At 61.5% G+C, this 18,511-nt stretch carries 16 protein-coding genes; 14 read left to right on the top strand and 2 right to left on the bottom strand.

What is annotated here, in order from left to right; translation table 11 throughout:
- Positions 1-43: 43 nt before the first annotated feature.
- Both BW996_RS11815 and epsF read right to left on the bottom strand, forming a co-directional pair.
- Positions 44-916 (bottom strand): polysaccharide biosynthesis tyrosine autokinase, encoded by an 873-nt coding sequence (locus tag BW996_RS11815; RefSeq protein WP_037484266.1) that lies wholly within the window; start codon positions 914-916, stop codon positions 44-46.
- A gap of 96 nt (positions 917-1,012) precedes the next feature.
- Positions 1,013-2,437, bottom strand: coding sequence for a chain length determinant protein EpsF (epsF, locus tag BW996_RS11810; protein ID WP_037484268.1), 1,425 nt, complete (start codon positions 2,435-2,437; stop codon positions 1,013-1,015).
- 192 nt (positions 2,438-2,629) lie between these two features.
- On the opposite strand from epsF, the gene BW996_RS11805 reads away from it, so the two are divergent.
- The 14 genes from BW996_RS11805 to BW996_RS22530 all read left to right on the top strand — a co-directional run.
- Complete coding sequence (locus tag BW996_RS11805; RefSeq protein ID WP_051632159.1) at positions 2,630-3,952, top strand: nucleotide sugar dehydrogenase; 1,323 nt, start codon at positions 2,630-2,632, stop codon at positions 3,950-3,952.
- A gap of 149 nt (positions 3,953-4,101) precedes the next feature.
- Entirely contained in the window at positions 4,102-4,863 is a 762-nt protein-coding gene (locus BW996_RS11800; RefSeq protein ID WP_037484270.1) for a WecB/TagA/CpsF family glycosyltransferase, read from the top strand.
- Between the two features lie 16 nt (positions 4,864-4,879).
- Positions 4,880-5,668 carry a WecB/TagA/CpsF family glycosyltransferase gene (locus tag BW996_RS11795; protein ID WP_076458919.1) on the top strand — a complete coding sequence of 263 codons (789 nt, stop codon included), beginning with the start codon at positions 4,880-4,882 and terminating at the stop codon, positions 5,666-5,668.
- Positions 5,669-5,772: 104 nt separating this feature from the next.
- The gene (locus BW996_RS11790; protein WP_037484274.1) at positions 5,773-6,885 is read left to right on the top strand and encodes a DegT/DnrJ/EryC1/StrS family aminotransferase; all 1,113 of its coding nucleotides are present in this window, start codon (positions 5,773-5,775) and stop codon (positions 6,883-6,885) included.
- Between the two features lie 193 nt (positions 6,886-7,078).
- A complete protein-coding gene (locus tag BW996_RS11785) occupies positions 7,079-9,154 on the top strand; it encodes an acyltransferase family protein (protein ID WP_051632160.1) in 2,076 nt (691 codons plus the stop codon).
- Between the two features lie 64 nt (positions 9,155-9,218).
- Complete coding sequence (locus tag BW996_RS11780) at positions 9,219-10,310, top strand: acyltransferase family protein (protein ID WP_081838243.1); 1,092 nt, start codon at positions 9,219-9,221, stop codon at positions 10,308-10,310.
- Between the two features lie 197 nt (positions 10,311-10,507).
- A complete protein-coding gene (locus tag BW996_RS11775) occupies positions 10,508-11,593 on the top strand; it encodes an NAD-dependent epimerase/dehydratase family protein (RefSeq protein ID WP_051632161.1) in 1,086 nt (361 codons plus the stop codon).
- Positions 11,594-11,747: 154 nt separating this feature from the next.
- Positions 11,748-13,196: an undecaprenyl-phosphate glucose phosphotransferase gene (locus BW996_RS11770; RefSeq protein WP_241462032.1), complete on the top strand. Its 1,449-nt coding sequence runs from the start codon at positions 11,748-11,750 to the stop codon at positions 13,194-13,196.
- A 56-nt stretch (positions 13,197-13,252) separates the two neighbouring features.
- Positions 13,253-14,401 carry a glycosyltransferase gene (locus tag BW996_RS11765; RefSeq protein WP_076458917.1) on the top strand — a complete coding sequence of 383 codons (1,149 nt, stop codon included), beginning with the start codon at positions 13,253-13,255 and terminating at the stop codon, positions 14,399-14,401.
- 170 nt (positions 14,402-14,571) lie between these two features.
- Positions 14,572-15,720, top strand: coding sequence for a glycosyltransferase (locus BW996_RS11760; protein WP_076458916.1), 1,149 nt, complete (start codon positions 14,572-14,574; stop codon positions 15,718-15,720).
- Between the two features lie 33 nt (positions 15,721-15,753).
- A complete protein-coding gene (locus BW996_RS11755) occupies positions 15,754-16,683 on the top strand; it encodes a glycosyltransferase family 2 protein (protein ID WP_037484281.1) in 930 nt (309 codons plus the stop codon).
- Positions 16,622-17,689, top strand: a complete 1,068-nt coding sequence (locus BW996_RS11750) for a glycosyltransferase (protein ID WP_081838245.1) — start codon at positions 16,622-16,624, stop codon at positions 17,687-17,689. The genes BW996_RS11755 and BW996_RS11750 overlap by 62 nt, the downstream gene beginning before the upstream one ends.
- 7 nt (positions 17,690-17,696) lie before the next feature.
- Positions 17,697-18,257 carry an LbetaH domain-containing protein gene (locus BW996_RS11745; RefSeq protein WP_076458914.1) on the top strand — a complete coding sequence of 187 codons (561 nt, stop codon included), beginning with the start codon at positions 17,697-17,699 and terminating at the stop codon, positions 18,255-18,257.
- A gap of 91 nt (positions 18,258-18,348) precedes the next feature.
- The coding region (locus BW996_RS22530) for a transposase (RefSeq protein WP_375136224.1) at positions 18,349-18,511 on the top strand (163 nt) is incomplete at its 3' end.

Below are 18,511 nucleotides of genomic sequence, written 5' to 3'. Positions count from 1 at the left end.
CAGGATCGTGGAGGGTGCGCATGATGGCCAGTGGTTCTCGGGTTCAGTACTGATTGAAGATAACGCCAGCCATGCTAGCGGTCATCGCTCCGGCGCTTTCCACCAGCTCGGCCAGTTTTTCCATTTTCGTGCGATCCTTGCGTGCGATCGTCAGCGCTGCCCCGCACTTGGAGGCCACTACGCAGGCATCGCTGCCGACGCTGGCCGCCGCGGTATCGACGACGACATGGTCGAACTTGCGCAGCAGCTCGGCCATCAGCAGCCGGAAAGCTGGCCGCTCGAGCAGCTCGAGCGGATTGGGCGGCACGACACCGACCGGCATCACGTAGAGGCTGGGAATGTCCCCGACCTGGAAGATCACGTTCTCTTCCTGCCGGCCGCTCAGGATGCCGCTCAGGCCGCTGGTGTTGGACACGCCGAACAGCTCGTGCAGCCGCGGTGCCCGCAGGTTGGCATCGACCACCAGGGTCCGCCCGCCCAGCTGGGCCAGCACCACCCCCAGGTTGGCGACGAAATAGGTCTTGCCATCGCCGCCGTCCGGGCTGATGACCGCCAGGGCACGCCGGGGCTCCTTCGGGTTGAAGACCCGCATGATCAGCTGGCTGCGGATCGCGCGGAACGCCTCGGCCTGGAAACCGAAGGGCTGCGAGGCGGTGATCAGCTCCGGATGGATGTTGCCGCGATCCGAAGGGGTGTAGGGGTAATGGAACTGCTGGCTCAGCGCATAGACCACCTCGTCGCTGGACAGCAGCCCGAGCGCAACAGCCGCCTCACCGAAGCGCAGGCCATGCTGGCGCTGGTAGGCCAGGATCGACTCGATCTGGTCGGGCGACAGGTCATGCGTCTCGCGAATGATGTCGCCGATGCTGCGGTCTTGTCCCGGATGAGCGGATTCATCCGCGATCGGTGCGTGCATGGGAGCGCTCGAGGAAGTGTCGTGAATCTTGGAGAGAGGCTTCATGGTCCAACCATATCCGCGCCGCGCTCGGGCGGCCTCTTTGCACACTCAGGCTCAGGCACCCGGCTTGGGCAGTCGGGCCAGGACGCCGACCGGCAGGTCACGGGACACGGACTTGCCGGCCAGACGGCGGCCCCGCGGTGCAGGCAGCACACCCATGACCGGCATGCCGACCAGGCTGGAGATGTCCTCGAGCGAGCGGACGCGCCGATCCATGATCTCGCGCATCACCGCCACACCGACCGCCAGCAGCAGGCCCAGGAACACGCTCATCAGCATGTTCAGGATGATGCGCGGCCCGGACGGCTCGATCGGCTCGACCGCGGGCGTCAGCGGCGCGATGTTGGTCTGGGTGTTCTGGCTCTCCATCTCGGTCTGGCTCATGCGCTGCTGCGCCTGGTCGTAGTTGCGCTGCACCGTCTCGACCTCGCGCATCAGCACGGACAGGGCCTGGCGCTCCTCCTTCATCTTCAGCACCTTCAGGCGCTGGGCTTCGAGCGCGGCACGGATCTCGGCCTCGCGACGCTTGGCGATCTGGCTGTTGGAATCGACGCTGCCGCTGACGCGCTGGCTCTCGATGTCGACGCGCCGGCGCATCTCCTCGATGTTGGCACGCATCTCCACGACCTGGGGATGCGCATCCCCCAGTCGGGCGGTCAGCTCGCGCATGCGGGCTTCCTGGCGCGACAGCTCGGAGCGCAGCCCGGCGACCACCGGATTGCCAATCACGTCAGCCGCCTGGTCCGTCGAATTTCGGGCCTGACGCGAACGGCTGTCGGCCTCGACCGCCAGCGCCTGGATCGCCACCAGCTGGGAAGTCAGCTCGTTGAGCCGCTGGGTCTCCTGGTCGAAACGCTCGTCCTGACCGGTGATGCCCTTCTCCTTCTGATAGGCCGACAGCTTGGCCTGGGCCGCCTCGAGCTCCTCGCGCAGCTGCCTGGAGCGGGTCTCGAAGAAGGAGCTGTACTGCTTGGCCGGCTGGGTTCGCAGCGCGACGCTGGTGTCGATGTAGGCCTGCACGAACGCATTGGCCAGCGCCGCCGCGAAGCGCGGATCGGCATTGCGATAGCTCACCTCGATGACATTGCTCTCGCGGGCCGGCTTGACGTTCAGGCTCTTGAGCAGCAGCTCGGCCACCCAGATCTCGAAGTTGCCACGGCCGCCGGTCGCCTCGTTCCACTGCTCGCGCAGAGCGGCGTTCTCGGAGATGCGCAGCAGCTGCACGACCCGGGAGGCGACGCGCACGCTGCCGAGAATGTCCACCTGCGTGGCCATGTACGAGGGCATGGCCATGCCGTTCATCACCATGCCCGCCACCGGGTCGGGAGAGCGCACGTCGATCATGACGGTCGCCGTGGCGGTGTAGGTCTTCGGCAACAGCAGCGACACGGCCGCCGTGACACCGATCGTCAGGAACAGCACGACGGCTGCCGCTATCCAGCGGGCCCTGAGTATCGAGAGGAACTGCGAAAACGTCATGTCTTGTGTGGGGATCGCCCGAGAACCGAGAAGTTTCGAGCGCATCTTAGCGGCAAGCCCCGAAGGCCAAATGATGCTTCCGGCAAACGCATCGGCCTCGCGAAATTGCGCCGTTAAGTCTGCACGTTTCGTCACAAACCGGGTACGCAAGCGGACACGGCAGAATCCGCTCATCGACCGAGCCTGCCATTCATGTCATCGCCCCTGCCCCCATCCGCCTCCGTAGCCGCCATTTCCTGCACCGTCGCCGTCATCGGCGTCGGCTATGTCGGCCTACCGCTCGTCGTCGAGTTCGGCCGCCGCCTGCCGACGATCGGCTTCGACATCGCCCACGACAAGATCGCCCGCTGCCAGGCCGGGCAGGATCCCTCGCGCGAGATTCCCGACGCGGACATGGCCGCGGCGGTGCACGCGCGCTACAGCAGCGACCCGGCGGTGCTGCGCGAGGCCGACTTCATCATCGTCGCGGTGCCCACGCCGGTCGATCAGGCGCGCATTCCCGACTTCGGCCCGCTGATCGGCGCCAGCCGCACCATCGGCCCCAATCTCAAGAAGGGCGCCACCGTCATCTTCGAGTCCACCGTCTACCCTGGCGCCACCGAGGAGGTATGCATCCCCGAGCTGGAACGCGCCTCGGGCAAGACCTGGAAGCGCGACTTCTTCGTCGGCTACAGCCCCGAGCGCATCAACCCCGGCGACCGCGAGCACCGCCTGACCAACGTCATCAAGGTGGTGGCCGGCGACAGCGAGGCCACGCTCGAGAAGGTCGCCGCGCTCTACGAGCTGATCGTCGAGCCGGGCGTGCACCGCTGCTCCAGCATCAAGGTCGCCGAGGCCTGCAAGGTGATCGAGAACACCCAGCGCGACCTCAACATCGCGCTGATGAACGAGCTGGCCATCATCTTCGACAAGATCGGCATCGACACCACCGAGGTGCTCGAGGCCGCCGGCACCAAGTGGAACTTCCTGCCCTTCCGACCCGGCCTGGTGGGCGGGCACTGCATCGGCGTCGACCCCTACTACCTGACGCACAAGGCCGAGATGCTGGGCTACCACCCGCAGGTGATCCTGGCCGGGCGGCGCATCAACGACGGCATGGGCAAGTTCATCGCCGAGCAGACCGTCAAGCAGATGATCGCCGCCGGCAGCTACATCAAGGGCGCGCGGGTCAACATCCTGGGGCTGACCTTCAAGGAGAACTGCCCCGACCTGCGCAACAGCAAGGTGGTGGACATCATCGCCGAGCTGCGCAGCTATGGCGTGGAGGTGTTCGTGCACGACCCGATGGCCGACCCGGACGAGGCCATGCACGAATACGGCGTGCGCCTGCTCGACTGGGCCGATCTGCCCCGGGCAGACGCCATCGTCGCGGCGGTGGCGCACCGGGGTTTCCGCGCGCTCGGCCTCGAGGATTTCACCCGCAAGCTGATCAAGGGCGGCTGTGTCATCGATGTCAAATCGGGTCTGGATGAAAAGGCGTTACGGGATGCCGGATTGCACGTCTGGCGCCTTTGAGCGCTCCGGAGGCCCCCCGAGTACCGGGGGGACGTGGGCAATATTGACTGGGACTCTTGCAGATGCCTGCCTACCATGCGGCATCTTTTCGACTCCCGACCATGCTCCACCGGCCCGAATTTTCACTGCCGTCGACCTTCTCGGAACCGATGCCCGCTTCTGAAGGCCGCACCGTGGAGCGTGTGGTCGGCGTGCCCATCGACGTGCTCGACTGGGACGATGCCTGCCGCACCATCAGCCGCTGGGCCGTACTGCGAGAAAGCCGGTATGTCTGCATCTGCAACGTGCATTCGGTGGTCACCGCGCGCAACGATCCCGAGTTCATGAAGGTGATCGAGGACGCCGACATGGCCACCGCCGACGGCGCGCCGGTCGCCTGGATGCTGCGCCGCCTCGGTCATGCCGACCAGCGCCGCATCAACGGCCCGGACCTGATGCTGCGCTACTTCGCCCAGGCCGAGCAGCGCGGCGAGGCCGTCTTTCTCTACGGCAGCACGCCCGCGACGCTCGAGCGGCTGCAGCAGCGCCTGCATGAGCGCTTTCCGGCGCTGCGCATCGCCGGTGTCTGCTCGCCGCCTTTCCGGCCGCTGACGCCCGAGGAAGACGAGCAGATCATCCAGCGCATCAACGCCTCGGGCGCGCGCACCGTCTGGGTCAGCCTGGGCTGCCCGAAGCAGGAACGCTGGATGGCCGCGCACCGCCATCGCATCCAGGCGGTCACCATCGGCGTCGGCGCAGCCTTCGACTATCACGCCGGCGTGATCCGCCGCGCACCGCAGTGGATGCAGGACATCGGCCTCGAATGGCTGCATCGCCTCTGGTCCGAGCCGCGCCGCCTGGGGCCGCGCTACCTGACGACCAACACCGAATTCCTCTACCGCGCCGCCCGGCAGCTGCTCGCGCGCCGCTGAAAGGCCGCCCCGAGCCATGCCCGACCCCACGCCCTCTCCCACCCGGAGTGCACGCCGCACCGCGCCAGTGCTCGGCATTCCGGTCGACCTGATCGACTGGGACACCGCGATCGACCGCATCTGCAGCTGGGCCGTGGCGCACGAGCCGCGCTATGTGTCGATCTGCGATGCGCACTCGATCGTGCGTGCCAGCCGCGACGCCGCGCACGGCCGCCACATCCGCGCCGCCGACATGGTCACGCCCGACGGCTGGCCGGTCGCCTGGATGCTGCGCCGCACCGCCGACCCCGGCCAGCAGCGCATCAACGGCCCCGACCTGATGGGCCGGCTGCTCGATGCGGCCGAGGACCGCGGCCTGGGCATCTATCTGTATGGCACCACCGACGCCACGCTCGACCGCCTGTGTGCCGCGCTGGCGCGCTCGCATCCGCGGCTGCGCATCGTCGGACGGCACTCGCCGCCCTTCCGGCCGCTGACGCCCCAGGAGGATGCCGCCGACATCGCGCACATCAACGCCTCCGGCGCGCATCTGGTGATGACCGGCCTGGGCTGCCCGAAGGAAGACCGCTGGATGTTCGAGCACCGTCCGGCGGTGCGCGCGGTCACGCTGGGCATCGGCGCGGGCATCGACTTTCATGCCGGCACCGTCAGCCGCGCGCCGCAGTGGATGCGCGATCACGGCCTGGAATGGTTCTACCGCCTGGCCCAGGAACCTCGCCGGCTCTGGCGCCGCTATCTGGTGCACAACACCCTGTTCGTGTGGGGCGCGCTCGGTCAGTTCGCACGCCACAGGCGCAGCAGCTGAGCCGGTAACGCGCCGTCCGTCGCGTGGCTGTCATACGCTGGCATCTGCCCTGAAAAGAGCCCACCTCACGCCATTTCCTTGTCTTTCCTGGGGGATTCGACAACATGCAGATCCAACGTGTCCAGCAAGTCCAGCCCTGGATCGGTCGCCCGGAGACCGAGGCGATCGAAGCCTGCCTGGAACGCAACTGGCTGACGGAAGGCCCGGCCGCCGCCGCCTTCCGCCAGAACCTCGGTCAGCTCACCGGTTCGCCGCACATCTCCTTCGCGCCCAACGGCACGCTCGGCCTGTTCCTGGCGCTGCTGGCGCTCGACCTGCCGCGCGGCAGCGAGATCATCATTCCCGGCTTCACCTTCATGGCCTCGGCCAGCGCGGCGGTCTTCGCCGGCCTGAAGCCGGTGCTGATCGATGTCGACCCGAACACCTTCGCCGCCCGGCCCGAGGCCTTCGAGCGCGCGATCACCTCGCGCACCTCGGCGCTGATGCCGGTGCACATCTACGGCCAGGCGGCCAACGCGGCCGAGATCGCCCAGCTCGGCCGGCGCCGCGGCCTGGCGGTCATCGAGGACGCCGCCCAGGCCTGCGGCGTGCGCTACCGCGGCCAGCATGCCGGCACCTTCGGCGATGTCGGCGTGATCTCATTCTTCGCCGACAAGTCGATCACGATGGGCGAAGGCGCGGTCGTCATGGCACGCGACCCGGCGCTGGCGCGGCGCATCAGCCTGATCCGCAACCAGGGCCGCGAGTCCAGCGGCACCTTCGTGCACGAGATGCTGGGGATGAACTTCCGCGTCACCGACCTGCAGTGCGCGCTGGGCAACGCCCAGCTGGCGCGGCTGCCGCAGGTGCGCGCCGACCGGCTGCGGCGCTACAACCTCTACGCCGAGGCCCTGGCCGGCCTGCCGCAGATGCGCCTGATGCGGCTGGACCCCAACTCCGACTTCATTCCCTTCCGCTTCCCGCTGCTGTGCCCGCGCATGCCCGAGCTGCGCGAGGCGCTGGAGAACGCCAGCATCCAGACCCGCTCGATGTTCTACCCGCTGCACCGCCAGCCCTGCCTGCAGGGCCTGATCGATGCGGTCGATCTGCCGATCTGCGACACCCTGTTCGGCGAAGGTCTGTGCCTGCCGATCCACCAGGGCGTGAGCGACGAGGATGTGCGGCGCACCTGCAGCATCATCCGGCACACGCTGATGCAGGAAAGCGTGGCCTGCTGACATGGGGCGGCATGTCGATCACGGCAACCGGTAGGCCGGGGCCAACAGATCGACGAAGGCCCCCAGCTGCTCGGCAATGCCGCCGGCGCCGGCCTCGGGAACAATCTGAAAACCTTTCTCGGCACGGTCAAGCGCAGGATGAACGGCCGGCTCTGAGTGGCGCCTGGCGCAGCTCGACCGACACCCTTTATCCATGAGCACACCTTACGGCGGGAACGTCTCCCATCTGCCTTTCATCGACGGCCTGCGAGCCCTTGCCGTCCTGGCCGTCGTCCTCTATCACGTCGATCCGTCGTGGCTGCCCGGCGGCTTCATGGGCGTCGACATCTTCTTCGTCATCTCGGGCTTCGTGGTGACCCTGTCGATGCGGCATCTGCCCCATGCCGGACTGGGCGCCTTCCTGGCAGAGTTCTACGCACGGCGCGCGCGCCGCATCCTGCCGGCGCTGATCGCCTGCATCGTGACCACCGGCGTGTTCTCGGCGCTCTTCATTCCGAAAGCCTGGCTGAGCGAAGCCAACAGCCTGACCGCAGCAGGCGCCCTCTTCGGGGTCGGCAACATGGTGCTGGCCCACTTCAGCGGCGACTATTTTTCTCCGCAGTCGGAGTTCAATCCTTACACCCACACCTGGTCACTCGGCATCGAGGAGCAGTTCTATCTGCTGGTGCCGCTGCTGCTCTGGCCCTGGGCACGTTCGGGGCGAACGGGGCGGGTGACGGCCATCGTCGGTGCGACCTGCCTGCTTTCACTGGTTCTGGCCGCGCTGAACCAGGCCGACCGGCCCTCGAGCACGTTCTACATGCTGCCCTTCAGATTCTGGGAACTGGGCGCTGGCGTGCTGCTGGCCCTGCATCTGGACCCGGCGGCCACTCGACCGGTCCGCTCCCGGCAACAAGCGGCGCTGTGCTTCGCAGCGGCTGCGGCCCTGGCAGCGGCTCTGGTGCTGGGCGACAGCGGCCGCTTTCCCTGGCCCTGGGCCCTGGTCCCGGTCGCAGCCACCACCCTGCTGATCGCGACACTGATGCGGCAGCCGCCCACCAGCACCCTGCGGCGTCTGCTCTCGCATCAGCTGCTCGTCTTCGTCGGTCGGATGTCCTACTCGGTCTATCTGTGGCACTGGCCGGTCATCGTGCTGATGCGGTGGACGATCGGACTGGATGCACCCTCACAGCAGGCGCTGGCCCTGGGACTGTCGCTGCTGCTGGGATATGGGTCCTTCCGCTTCATCGAGACGCCGCTGCGCCGCAGCCGAGCGGGTTCGACACGCCGAGCGACTCTGCTGACAGGCATCGGCGCATCGTCTCTGGCCACCGTCGCGCTGCTGGCGATGACGCTGCAGCATGACCGGATCAGCCTGAGCGTCACCGCCCGCACCCAGGACTGGTCCCCCAGCACCCCGGTGCCAGTCGACATGCCGCGCTGCCAAGTCAGCATGTCGACCCACAGCCTTGGCGAAATCGATCTGCGCAGCCTCACGCCCGAGCACTGCCGCTCTGCACCGACCGCGCCCATGAACCGCCGGCTCTGGGTCATCGGTGACTCGCATGCCGCCGCCTATCAGGGCCTGCTGCACGCCCTGGTGGCCCAGCAGGGTCTGCAGGTGGAAATCCTGCAGAAACCGGGCTGCCCGTTTCTGAACCTGCGCCGTCCGCTCGAGGAGGAAAGCGATCGCTGCAGCCGCTTCATCCGCGCCGCTGCGGCTCGGGTCGCCGAACAGGCACACCCTGGCGATCAGGTGTTCCTGCCATCGCTGCGGCTGGCCCGTCTGGGCGATCAGTGGGGCCCCAAGGCACAACCCGCCATCGCGCCGCCCGGGCCTGAGCGTGAACAGCGCATCATCGACGAGGCGGTCGAAGTGCTGAGCCTGATGAGCCGCAGCGGCGCCCTGCCGCTGCTCGAGATGCCCAAGCCGATCTTTCCGGCCCCGGCTTTCCGCTGCTCGGACTGGTTCAACCAGGGCAATCCAGCCTGCCGAGGCGGGCTGAGCATCGAGCGCGCCGAGATCGAGGCCATGCGTGCCCCTGTGCTGGCCCGGATGCAGGCCATCCAGCAGCGCCTGCCGGAACTGCGGCTCTGGGATCCGCTGCCGGTGCTCTGCCCTGACAGCGTCTGCCACGCGCTGCAGGATGGCCGGCCGCTGTTCTTCGACGGCGACCATGTGAGCGGCCACGGCAATTCGCTGCTGATGCAGTCGCTGGCGGCTGAGTTCATCTTGGGATCGTCACAGAGATCCGTTCTGCCCGGGTCGTCGATCTCGCCCAAGTCCTGAGCTCGCGAGCAGGCCCACTCTTTTGCCAATATCTGAGCAATTCAATTTCAATATTTTTGCCAAAATGGATAACAAATTATCAAATCTATCGCAGGGAAAAGACAATAATCTGAACCTGATTAGGATGATTGCCGCATCTTCTGTTTTGATTACGCACAGTTTTTCCTTGGTCACAGGCACAGGTGAAAGCGAGCCCTTGCGGCAAAGTCTTGGTCTCACCATGGGCACAATTTCTGTCCATATATTTTTCGTGATCAGCGGTTTACTGGTAACGGCCAGCCTGACCAACAAAAAAGATTTAATTGATTTTTTCTGGGCTCGTTTCTTGAGAATATTTCCAGCACTCATTTTTGTGGTTTTATTTATTGTTTTCATTTTGGGCCCGATATTCACAAAAATAAATCTTATTAATTATATAAAATCAGAGGAAATATATATTTATATTGCAAAGTGCTCGACATTAATTTTTGGCGTAAAAGATCATCTTCCAGGTGTTTTTGAAGATCTTCCATACAAAAAATCAGTCAATGGCTCCCTATGGACCATGCCCTATGAAGTCAGGATGTACTTGATACTCGCCTTGACTTGGCTTGCATTGAGTTCTTTCGAAAAAAAATACTTTCATGCAATCATCGTTCTCTTTGTGCTTGCATCTGGAGCAAAAATTGCTTTTGATCATATTTCAATGCATCGCCCAGAAAAATATATAGAGCTGTTTTTCATGTTTTTCATGGGTGCAGCATTTTATGTATTAAAAAATCGAATCCAGATCCATGGCGCTATTTTCTTTGCACTCATGACACTTATTGCTATAAACTTAGGCAATGCGCGCAATTTTTATATTATCTATGTTTTTTCGATTGGATACTTAGTTTTATATTTGTCATATATTCCATCTGGATTCATCAGAAAATACAACAAACTTGGTGATTATTCTTACGGAATATACATCTACGCATTCCCAATACAACAGTCCATTATTGCGATAAATACAGGAATATCAGTCGCCGATCTAATAAAATATTCAATGGTCACAACTCTCGTGCTATCCATGATTTCCTGGCATCTGCTGGAAAAAAGGTTCCTCGGCATGAAGCCATTTTTTGTGGCCTACACGCACAGCATCCTGCGGCGCAGATCAGCCTCAGGCCACTGATGCCAGCGCGCCCTGCAACACGCCCGCTGTATTCAGAGCCAGCAAACACATCATCTGGCCGCCACAGTGCATTAGTGCCGCTTCCACCCCCACTCGCAATGCCACCCCCTCATTCCGGGGATCATTCACGGCAAATCTCTCGGGGCACATTTCTTGTCCCTTCGTCCCTGCCCGCCCTGCCGGCTCCACCTGCTTCCATGCCCTGCCGCAGCCTGTCCATCCTGGTCACCGGGGCCGCCGGCTACATCGGCTCGGCGCTGGTGCGCGAGCTGCTTGCGCAGGGGCACCGGGTCACGGCGGTCGACAGCATGCTGTTCGGGGACCGGGCGCTGGCCGAGCTGACGCATCACCCCCGGCTGCAGATCCTGCGCATGGACATCCGCGGCCTGCGGCGCGAGCACCTGACCGGCATGCAGATGCTGATCGACCTGGCCGGCCTGTCGAGCGATCTGGTCTCCGAGCTGGATCCGGGCTGGAACGGGCTGGCCCACCATCACGCCCAGGTGCGGCTGGCGCGGCTGGCGCGCAGCTGCGGCGTGTCGCGCCATCTGCTGGCCAGCAGCTGCGATGTCTACGGCCAGCGCCCGGGCCTGACCCTGAACGAGCTGACCCCGCCGCATCCGCTGACCCGCCACGCCCATGGCGTGCTGCACACCGAAGCCGCGGTGCTGTCGCTGGCCGGAGACGGCTTCGCGCCGGTGGTGCTGCGGCTCGGGCAGGTGTTCGGCCGCTCGGCGCGCATGCGCTTCGATCTGACGATCAACGCGATGACGCTCAGCGCGCTGCGCCTGCGCTGCGTCACGCTCGACCAGGGCGGCCAGCGCCGCCGTGCGCATCTGCATGTGCGCGACGTGGTCAGCGCGCTGACCGCGGTGCTGGACGCGCCGGTGAACAACATCTCGCGGCAGATCTTCGACATCAGCCACCTGACGCTGTGCACCGCCGAGATCGCCGAAGCGCTGCGCCAGACGCTGGGCAGCCATCTGCGCATCGTCGCCGAAGGCGCCGCGCCGGACCCGCACGACTTGGCCCCGGAGGGCCGCAAGGCCCACGACCTGCTCGGCTTTCGCCCGCAGGTCAGCCTGCGCGAAGGCCTGGAGGAAGTGCTGGCCGGACTGGACCACGGCGCCATCACCGACAGCCCGGAAACCCACGCCGCGCGCTGGGTGCATGAGATCCTGGCCCTGGGCCGCGAGATCCGCGGCATTGCCGCCACCTCGTCCGGACGGCGATCCGCCGCGTTCGGACCTTCAGGTACCGAACAAGCTCTCCGATTGCAATGACTGTTGCACCCAGACCCGGGTCGTGACAGCACATCGCACGGATTGATCAGAATTTCCGTGTCTTATCTCTCCGGGACGGGCTCGATTTGCGGGACAAGGCATGAATGATGCTCCATCTCATCAGACACTCACGAAGAACTCAGGGGAAACACGCATGAGCGCAGAAGTTCCAGTCCAGCATCCGCCCAGCGCGTTCAAGATCAACCGCACCGGTGGCGCGCCGATGGACGCCCTGCCCTTCTCTCCGCCGCCGCCGTCCGTGCCGGTCTTTCTGGCGGCGGTGCTCGAGCCCATCCTGGCGGTGGTCGCCTTCCTGGCGGTGCACTTCGCGCATGGGCATGTGCTGGACCGCGCCTCGATGCTGCTGAGCATCCTGGTGATGCTGCTGGTCTTCCCCGGCACCAACCGCTTCTACGAGAACCGCCTGAACGCCCTGGTCGACCTGTGCGCCGCCTGGGCTACCGTGATGGCCATCCTGGTGCTGTGCGGTTTCGCGACCAAGAGCTTCAAGTTCTTCGACAGCTCGGTGCTGGTGTGGTGGGCGGTGCTGACGCCGGTGGTGCAGTTTGCAGCCGTGCTGGCCGGTGGTGCACTGATGCGCCGCCACGCGCTCCGGCCTGAGGCGCGCCGCGCCGCGCTGGTGATCGGCGCCGGCCCGCTGGGCGCCAAGGTCGGGCACATGCTGCTGAACCGCAAGTCCTTCGGCCATGACTTCATCGGCCATCTGGAAGACCGCGATGCCAGCCGCTGCGCCCCCAGCGCGCGCGAGCACATCGTCGGCCGCATCGACGAGGCGGTCGAGTGCATTCGCCGCCACAACATCAAGGATGTCTACATCACGCTGCCGCTCAGCTCGCAGCCGCGCATCGAGCGCATGATCGCCGCGCTGCACGACAGCGCCGTCTCCATCTACTTCGTGCCCGATGTCTTCGGCGTCAACGTCATCCAGGGGCGCATGCGCAACATGGACGGCCTGCCGGTTGTCAGCCTGCTGGAGAGCCCGTTCGTCGGCATCAACGGCCTGATCAAGCGCCTATCGGACATCGTGCTGGGCAGCATCATCCTGGTGCTGATCGCGCCGCTGCTGATCGGCGTGGCCATCGGCGTGCGCATCAGCTCGCCTGGCCCGATCATCTTCAAGCAGAAGCGCGGCGGCCTGGACGGCGAGGACATCACCGTCTACAAGTTCCGCTCGATGCGCGTGATGGAAAACGGCGCCAAGGTCACCCAGGCCACCCGGGGCGATCCGCGCATCACGCGCTTCGGCGCCTTCATCCGCAAGACCTCGCTGGACGAGCTGCCGCAGTTCATCAACGTGCTGCAGGGCCGCATGAGCATCGTCGGCCCGCGCCCGCACGCGGTGGCGCACAACGAGGAATACCGCGAGCTGGTCAAGGCCTACATGCTGCGCCACAAGGTCAAGCCCGGCATCACCGGCTGGGCCCAGGTCAACGGCCTGCGCGGCGAGACCGACACCATCGAGAAGATGGCCGAGCGCGTGCGCTACGACATCGACTACCTGCGCAACTGGTCGCTGACGATGGACCTGCGCATCATCGCGCGCACCATCAAGCTGACGGTGGCGGACAGCAACGCGTATTGAACTTGACTTTTCATTTTTTTCATATAAAAAGTGAGCCCACTTTATGAATTTTCGCCATGCGTTTGCTCCACATCATTTCATCTGTTGATCCTCGCGGTGGTGGTCCCATCGAAGGTATCAAGCAGCGCGGAATTTTTCTTCAGAACCAAGGCCACACGGTTGAAGTACTGAGTCTGGACAACCCAGATATCTCATATGTATCAGAATTCCCTCTTCAGGTGCATGCCGTAGGCCCGGGATGGAGTAGCTACGGTTATTGCAAAGCAACGCAACCCTGGCTGGAGCAACATGCGAGGGACTATGACCACATCATCATCCACGGCCTATGGCAACACCACGGTCATGCGGCATCAAGGGCACTTCACAGAATGCAGGTGCCTTACCATGTCTTTACTCATGGCATGCTGGACCCATGGTTCAAGCATACCTATCCGCTAAAACACATCAAGAAGTCGGTCTATTGGCTGCTGTCTGAGTATTGGGTGCTCAAACATGCGAAGACTGTGTTGTTCACAAGCGAAGAGGAACGCCTTCGCGCGCGTGAATCATTTTGGATGTACAGCGCCAACGAAGTCGTGGTTCCTTATGGAACAGCGCCCCCCCCGGCAGAGGCAGAACCCTACCGGACCAAATTTTTCCTTGCGCACCCAGAACTTGTCGGAAAACACATTTTACTGTACTTGAGTCGGATACACCCGAAAAAAGGGTGTGACCTGCTGATCGAAGCCTTTGCCAGAGTAGCGCAGAAGTACGATTCGGTTCACCTGCTGATGGCAGGCACGGGTGATCCTGCCATGATTGATTCACTGAAGGATCTGGCGGAGAAGCTCAAAGTTTCTGACCGTATAACGTGGTTAGGAATGGTGGAAAATGACGCCAAATGGGAAGCACTCACTTCGGCCAATGCATTTATTCTACCATCACATCAGGAGAATTTTGGTATAGCGGTTGCTGAGGCCTTGGGCTGCGGCTTGCCAGTTTTGATATCGGACAAAATCAACATCTGGCGTGAGATACAGGCAGACAGCGCCGGGTATGTCGCACCAGACACGCTGGAAGGAACTCACTTCAATCTTTCGAGGTGGCTTGCCATGGACCCGAAAGCGCAGGAAAAAATGTCCCTTGTCGCCAAGGAAACCTTTATTGCAAGATATTCCATTTCAAGCATGGCGCACGGACTTCTTTCAGCCCTACAACAAGCCTGACCCTCATTTAGCCCCCCCACAACTCAAGGGGTCTGCAAAACGGCGAAGGATGCCGACGGCTACACGCTACGCTTATCTGGTAACATCTCCGAAATAAAAGATACCATCTGAAGGCGCCAGAGCCACTAAAGCTCAGACACGCACCAAGATTAAATTCAGGAGGAATTGCCATGAAAAGAATATTGCATGTCGTGTCGTCCGTCGACCCAGCCCTGGGCGGCGTGGCCGAAAGCATTCGAAGCCGCGGCGTGAAGCTGGTAGAAATGGGCCACACGGTGGAAGTCGTGTCGCTGGATGACCCAGCTGCACCTTTTGTGGCAAATTATCCTCTGAAACTGCATCCGCTAGGCCACGGCTGCACCGCTTGGCAATATCATACCGGTCTGGTGCCTTGGTTGCGCGCACATGCCGAGCGCTTTGACGCTGTGGTGGTGGACGGCCTGTGGCAGTTTCATGGCTTGGCTGCGCGCACCGTGCTAGCGGGCAGCAGCGTGCCTTACTACGTATTCACCCACGGCATGCTGGACCCTTGGTTCAATCGCACTTACCCGCTCAAGTGCCTGAAGAAGTGGCTGTTTTGGCCCTGGGCAGACTACCGCGTGCTGCGCGATGCACGAGCGGTGCTGTTCACATGCGAAGAAGAAAAACTATTGGCGCGGCAGTCATTCTGGCTCTACCGCGCTAACGAGCGCCTGGCGCCGCTGGGCACCACCGAGCCGCCCGCCCATGGCGCCGCCTTGGCAGAAGGGTTTCGGCAAACACACCCCCAGTTGCGCGGTCAGCCGTTTTTCCTGTTTCTCGGCCGCTTGCACCCCAAGAAAGGCTGCGACCTGCTGCTGGGCGCCTTTGCCCAGGTAGCCCATGCACACCCAGCGCAACAACTAGTGATGGCGGGCCCCAGCGAAGCGAGCTACTTAGCCGCCTTGCAAGCACAGGCAAAAGCCCTGGGCATCGAATATCGCGTGCATTGGACCGGAATGCTGAAAGGCGACGCAAAATGGGGCGCCCTCTACGCCTGCGACGCCTTTGTGCTGCCCTCTCACCAAGAGAACTTCGGCATTGCGGTGGTGGAGGCACTGGCCTGCGCCAAGCCAGTTCTCATCTCGGACAAGGTGAACATTTGGCGCGAGATAGCTCAAGACGGCTGCGGACTGATCGAGCCCGACACCTTAGCTGGCACAACACACTTGCTGCGCGACTGGCTGAATTTGCCGAATGCAGGTCGCGCAGCCATGGCAGCACAGGCTCGACAGACTTTTGATCAACGTTATACCGTTCAAGCCTCTGCCAATGCGCTGCTCGGCGCTTTAGCAGCTTGACCCTTTTGAAGCACGCCTCTGAGTCTTGAACCCATGCCTTTAGACCTCACCGTTATCATCCTCACCAAGAACGAAGCCATCCACATTGGCAGAGCCTTAGAGAACCTGAAAGGATTGGCCAAAAACGTGGTGGTGGTGGACTCGTTTTCCACCGACGACACCGTGGCCATCGCCAAGGCACAGGGTGCCGTGGTGCTGCAGAACAAGTTCATCAACTACGCCAAGCAGTTTCAATGGGCGCTGGACAACGCGGAGATTCGCGGCACGTGGGTGATGCGGCTGGATGCCGATGAGTTGATTGAAGCCGACTTGCGCGTAGAACTGGAGCAGCAACTGCCCAAGTTGCCTGAAGAGGTGGTGGGCATCAACCTGAAGCGCAAACACATCTTCATGGACCGCTGGGTCCGCCACGGCGGACGCTACCCCTTGGTGTTGCTGCGCATCTGGCGCCACGGCCACGGCCGCATCGAAGACCGCTGGATGGATGAACACATGGTCGTGTGGGGCGGCCGCACCATCACCATGAAGGGCGGCTTTGCTGATCACAACCTCAACGACATAACCTTCTTCACCACCAAGCACAACGCCTATGCCACTCGTGAGGCCATTGACGTGCTGATTCAACGCCACAACCTGGCGCCGCGTGACGAAGCTCTCAATACTAAAAGCGCGTCCGCCCAAGCCGCCCTCAAGCGGCTGCTGAAAGAGTCTGTTTACAACAAAATGCCATTCACGCTGAGCGCACTGATGTACTTTCTCTGGCGCTACATTTTCCAGCTAGGTTTCCTGGATGGTCGATCAGGCTTGGTGTACCACTTTTTGCAAGGTTATTGGTACCGATTCTTAGTGGGAGCAAAGCTAATGGAACTTGAAAAAGCCATCAGCAATCATCCGAATTTAGATGAAATTCAAGCGACGCTCCTACGACTCACAGGGCATGACATTAAGAAAACCCAAAAATAAACTAACTGACACCATGCTTTCAATATGTATCCCAGCATACACTTATGTAGATTACACCGCAGAAGCGGCTCGATCTATCCTGATGCAAGATGTCGACGTGGAGTTGGTCGTTGTCGAAGATTTTGATCTATTGCCACCTAATCACAGCGAGCGTTCGCGCATAGGAGAAGTGCGCGAACTACTAAACTCAGACCCCCGGGTTCAATGGATCAGCGCCAACACGCGGCGTTCCATTCAAAAAAACTGGAACTTCACGGTCTCGCAAGCCACCAGAAAAAACGTGAAGGTTATGGGGGCAGACGATCGCTTACGCCCTGCAGGCATCAAAGCACTGCTGACCTTCCTGAAATCCGAACCAGACATACAGTTCCTGGGTCATTTGGGCACGATTATCGATGATCAAGGACAAGTGGTACGACGCATGAGTCCTTACGTAGCCAACAGGGAAACAGTATATATCAACCCAGATGAATCGGTGCGACTCAAACTCCAGCAAATCGCCCGTTTCAGAGAACCCGCATGCAACGTATTTACAAAAAATGTCTGGGATCAGGTGGGGGGCTACAGCGAACAATTCAGATTTTGCTTTGATGTTCACTTCAACACTCGGGTGATGGCCAGTGTCCGCTCAGCACTCATCAGCGAAGAATGGTGTGAGCTACGCCGTCATCAAGGATCAGACGGAGCAAAACTCCCAGCAGATCTTGCCCTGGATGAACTGGAGCAACTAGTCAAATTTTCTCTAGGCCTGATAAAAGGGGGAGCGACTGCGCAAGATCGCCATCATGGCGAGGCCATGATGGCCTATCGAGTTATCGAACTGGCCTTAGCCCGATGCGATGGATCAGTTTCACAGGCTTTGCACTTCATCTGTAAACACCGAGCACGCATTTCACTGTCACCCACAGTTTTGAGCAAAGTCGTGCAAACGCTGTACCGCAGACTCCGCAAAGGTGACGTACAAAAGACTGTTGCCACCCCAAAAGCCCTACATCGTTTGAAGTGAGCAAGAAATGTCAGTTGTCAATTTATCAAAAAGCAAAACCAACTGGCCGATTGCCATTCTCATTAAACGTGGCTTGTGGACTTTTTTGCTGGAGCCTGCGGTGCGATGGTGGCCAAAAGCATTCAGTCCGTTGAGGGTATCGGCGTTGCGCCTCATGGGAGCAAACATCGGCCCACGATGCCTAATCCTACCAGGAACAAAAGTACTAATGCCTTGGAACCTTATCATAGAAGACCACGTCGCCATTGGCCGCCATGTAAATCTCTACAACTTCGCACCGATCACCATTCGCCGCCAAACCGTGGTATCACAAGACGTCTACCTATGCACAGGGTCACATGATTATCAGCATCCTGATATGCCATTGATTTACAAGCCGATTGACATCGGAAGCGAGTGCTGGATCGCGGCAGGATCCTTTGTTTGCCCTGGTGTAAAAATCGCCACAGGCGCTGTAATCGGCGCCAAATCGGTAGTCACCAAAAGCATATTGGAACCATGGACGGTGCACGGAGGAAATCCAGCCGAAAAAATTCGTAATCGACAAATTAAAAACCAACCTGAATAATTCACAACTCTACTGACTCCCCAGGGCGATTGCATTAGAGCGTGTTATGAACTTCCCGCAAGCCATCTGGCGCCGCTGAGGATCTGAATCCGTGACCCGCAAACCCTACCCGAGCGACGTCAGCGAAGAGGAATGGCATTTCGTAGCGCCGTACCTGACGCTGATGGATGTGAATGCACCGCAGCGCCGGCACGACCTCGGAGCATGTCAAGGTAGTTGCCGCGTAAGTCATGCCGCGACTGCGCTTATTTCGG

It is taken from the genome of Sphaerotilus natans (genome assembly GCF_900156335.1).
Classification (GTDB): Bacteria; Pseudomonadota; Gammaproteobacteria; order Burkholderiales; family Burkholderiaceae_C; genus Sphaerotilus; species Sphaerotilus natans.
Note: the sequence above shows the minus strand (reverse complement) of the source record. Positions and strands in the feature narration are given on the sequence as shown.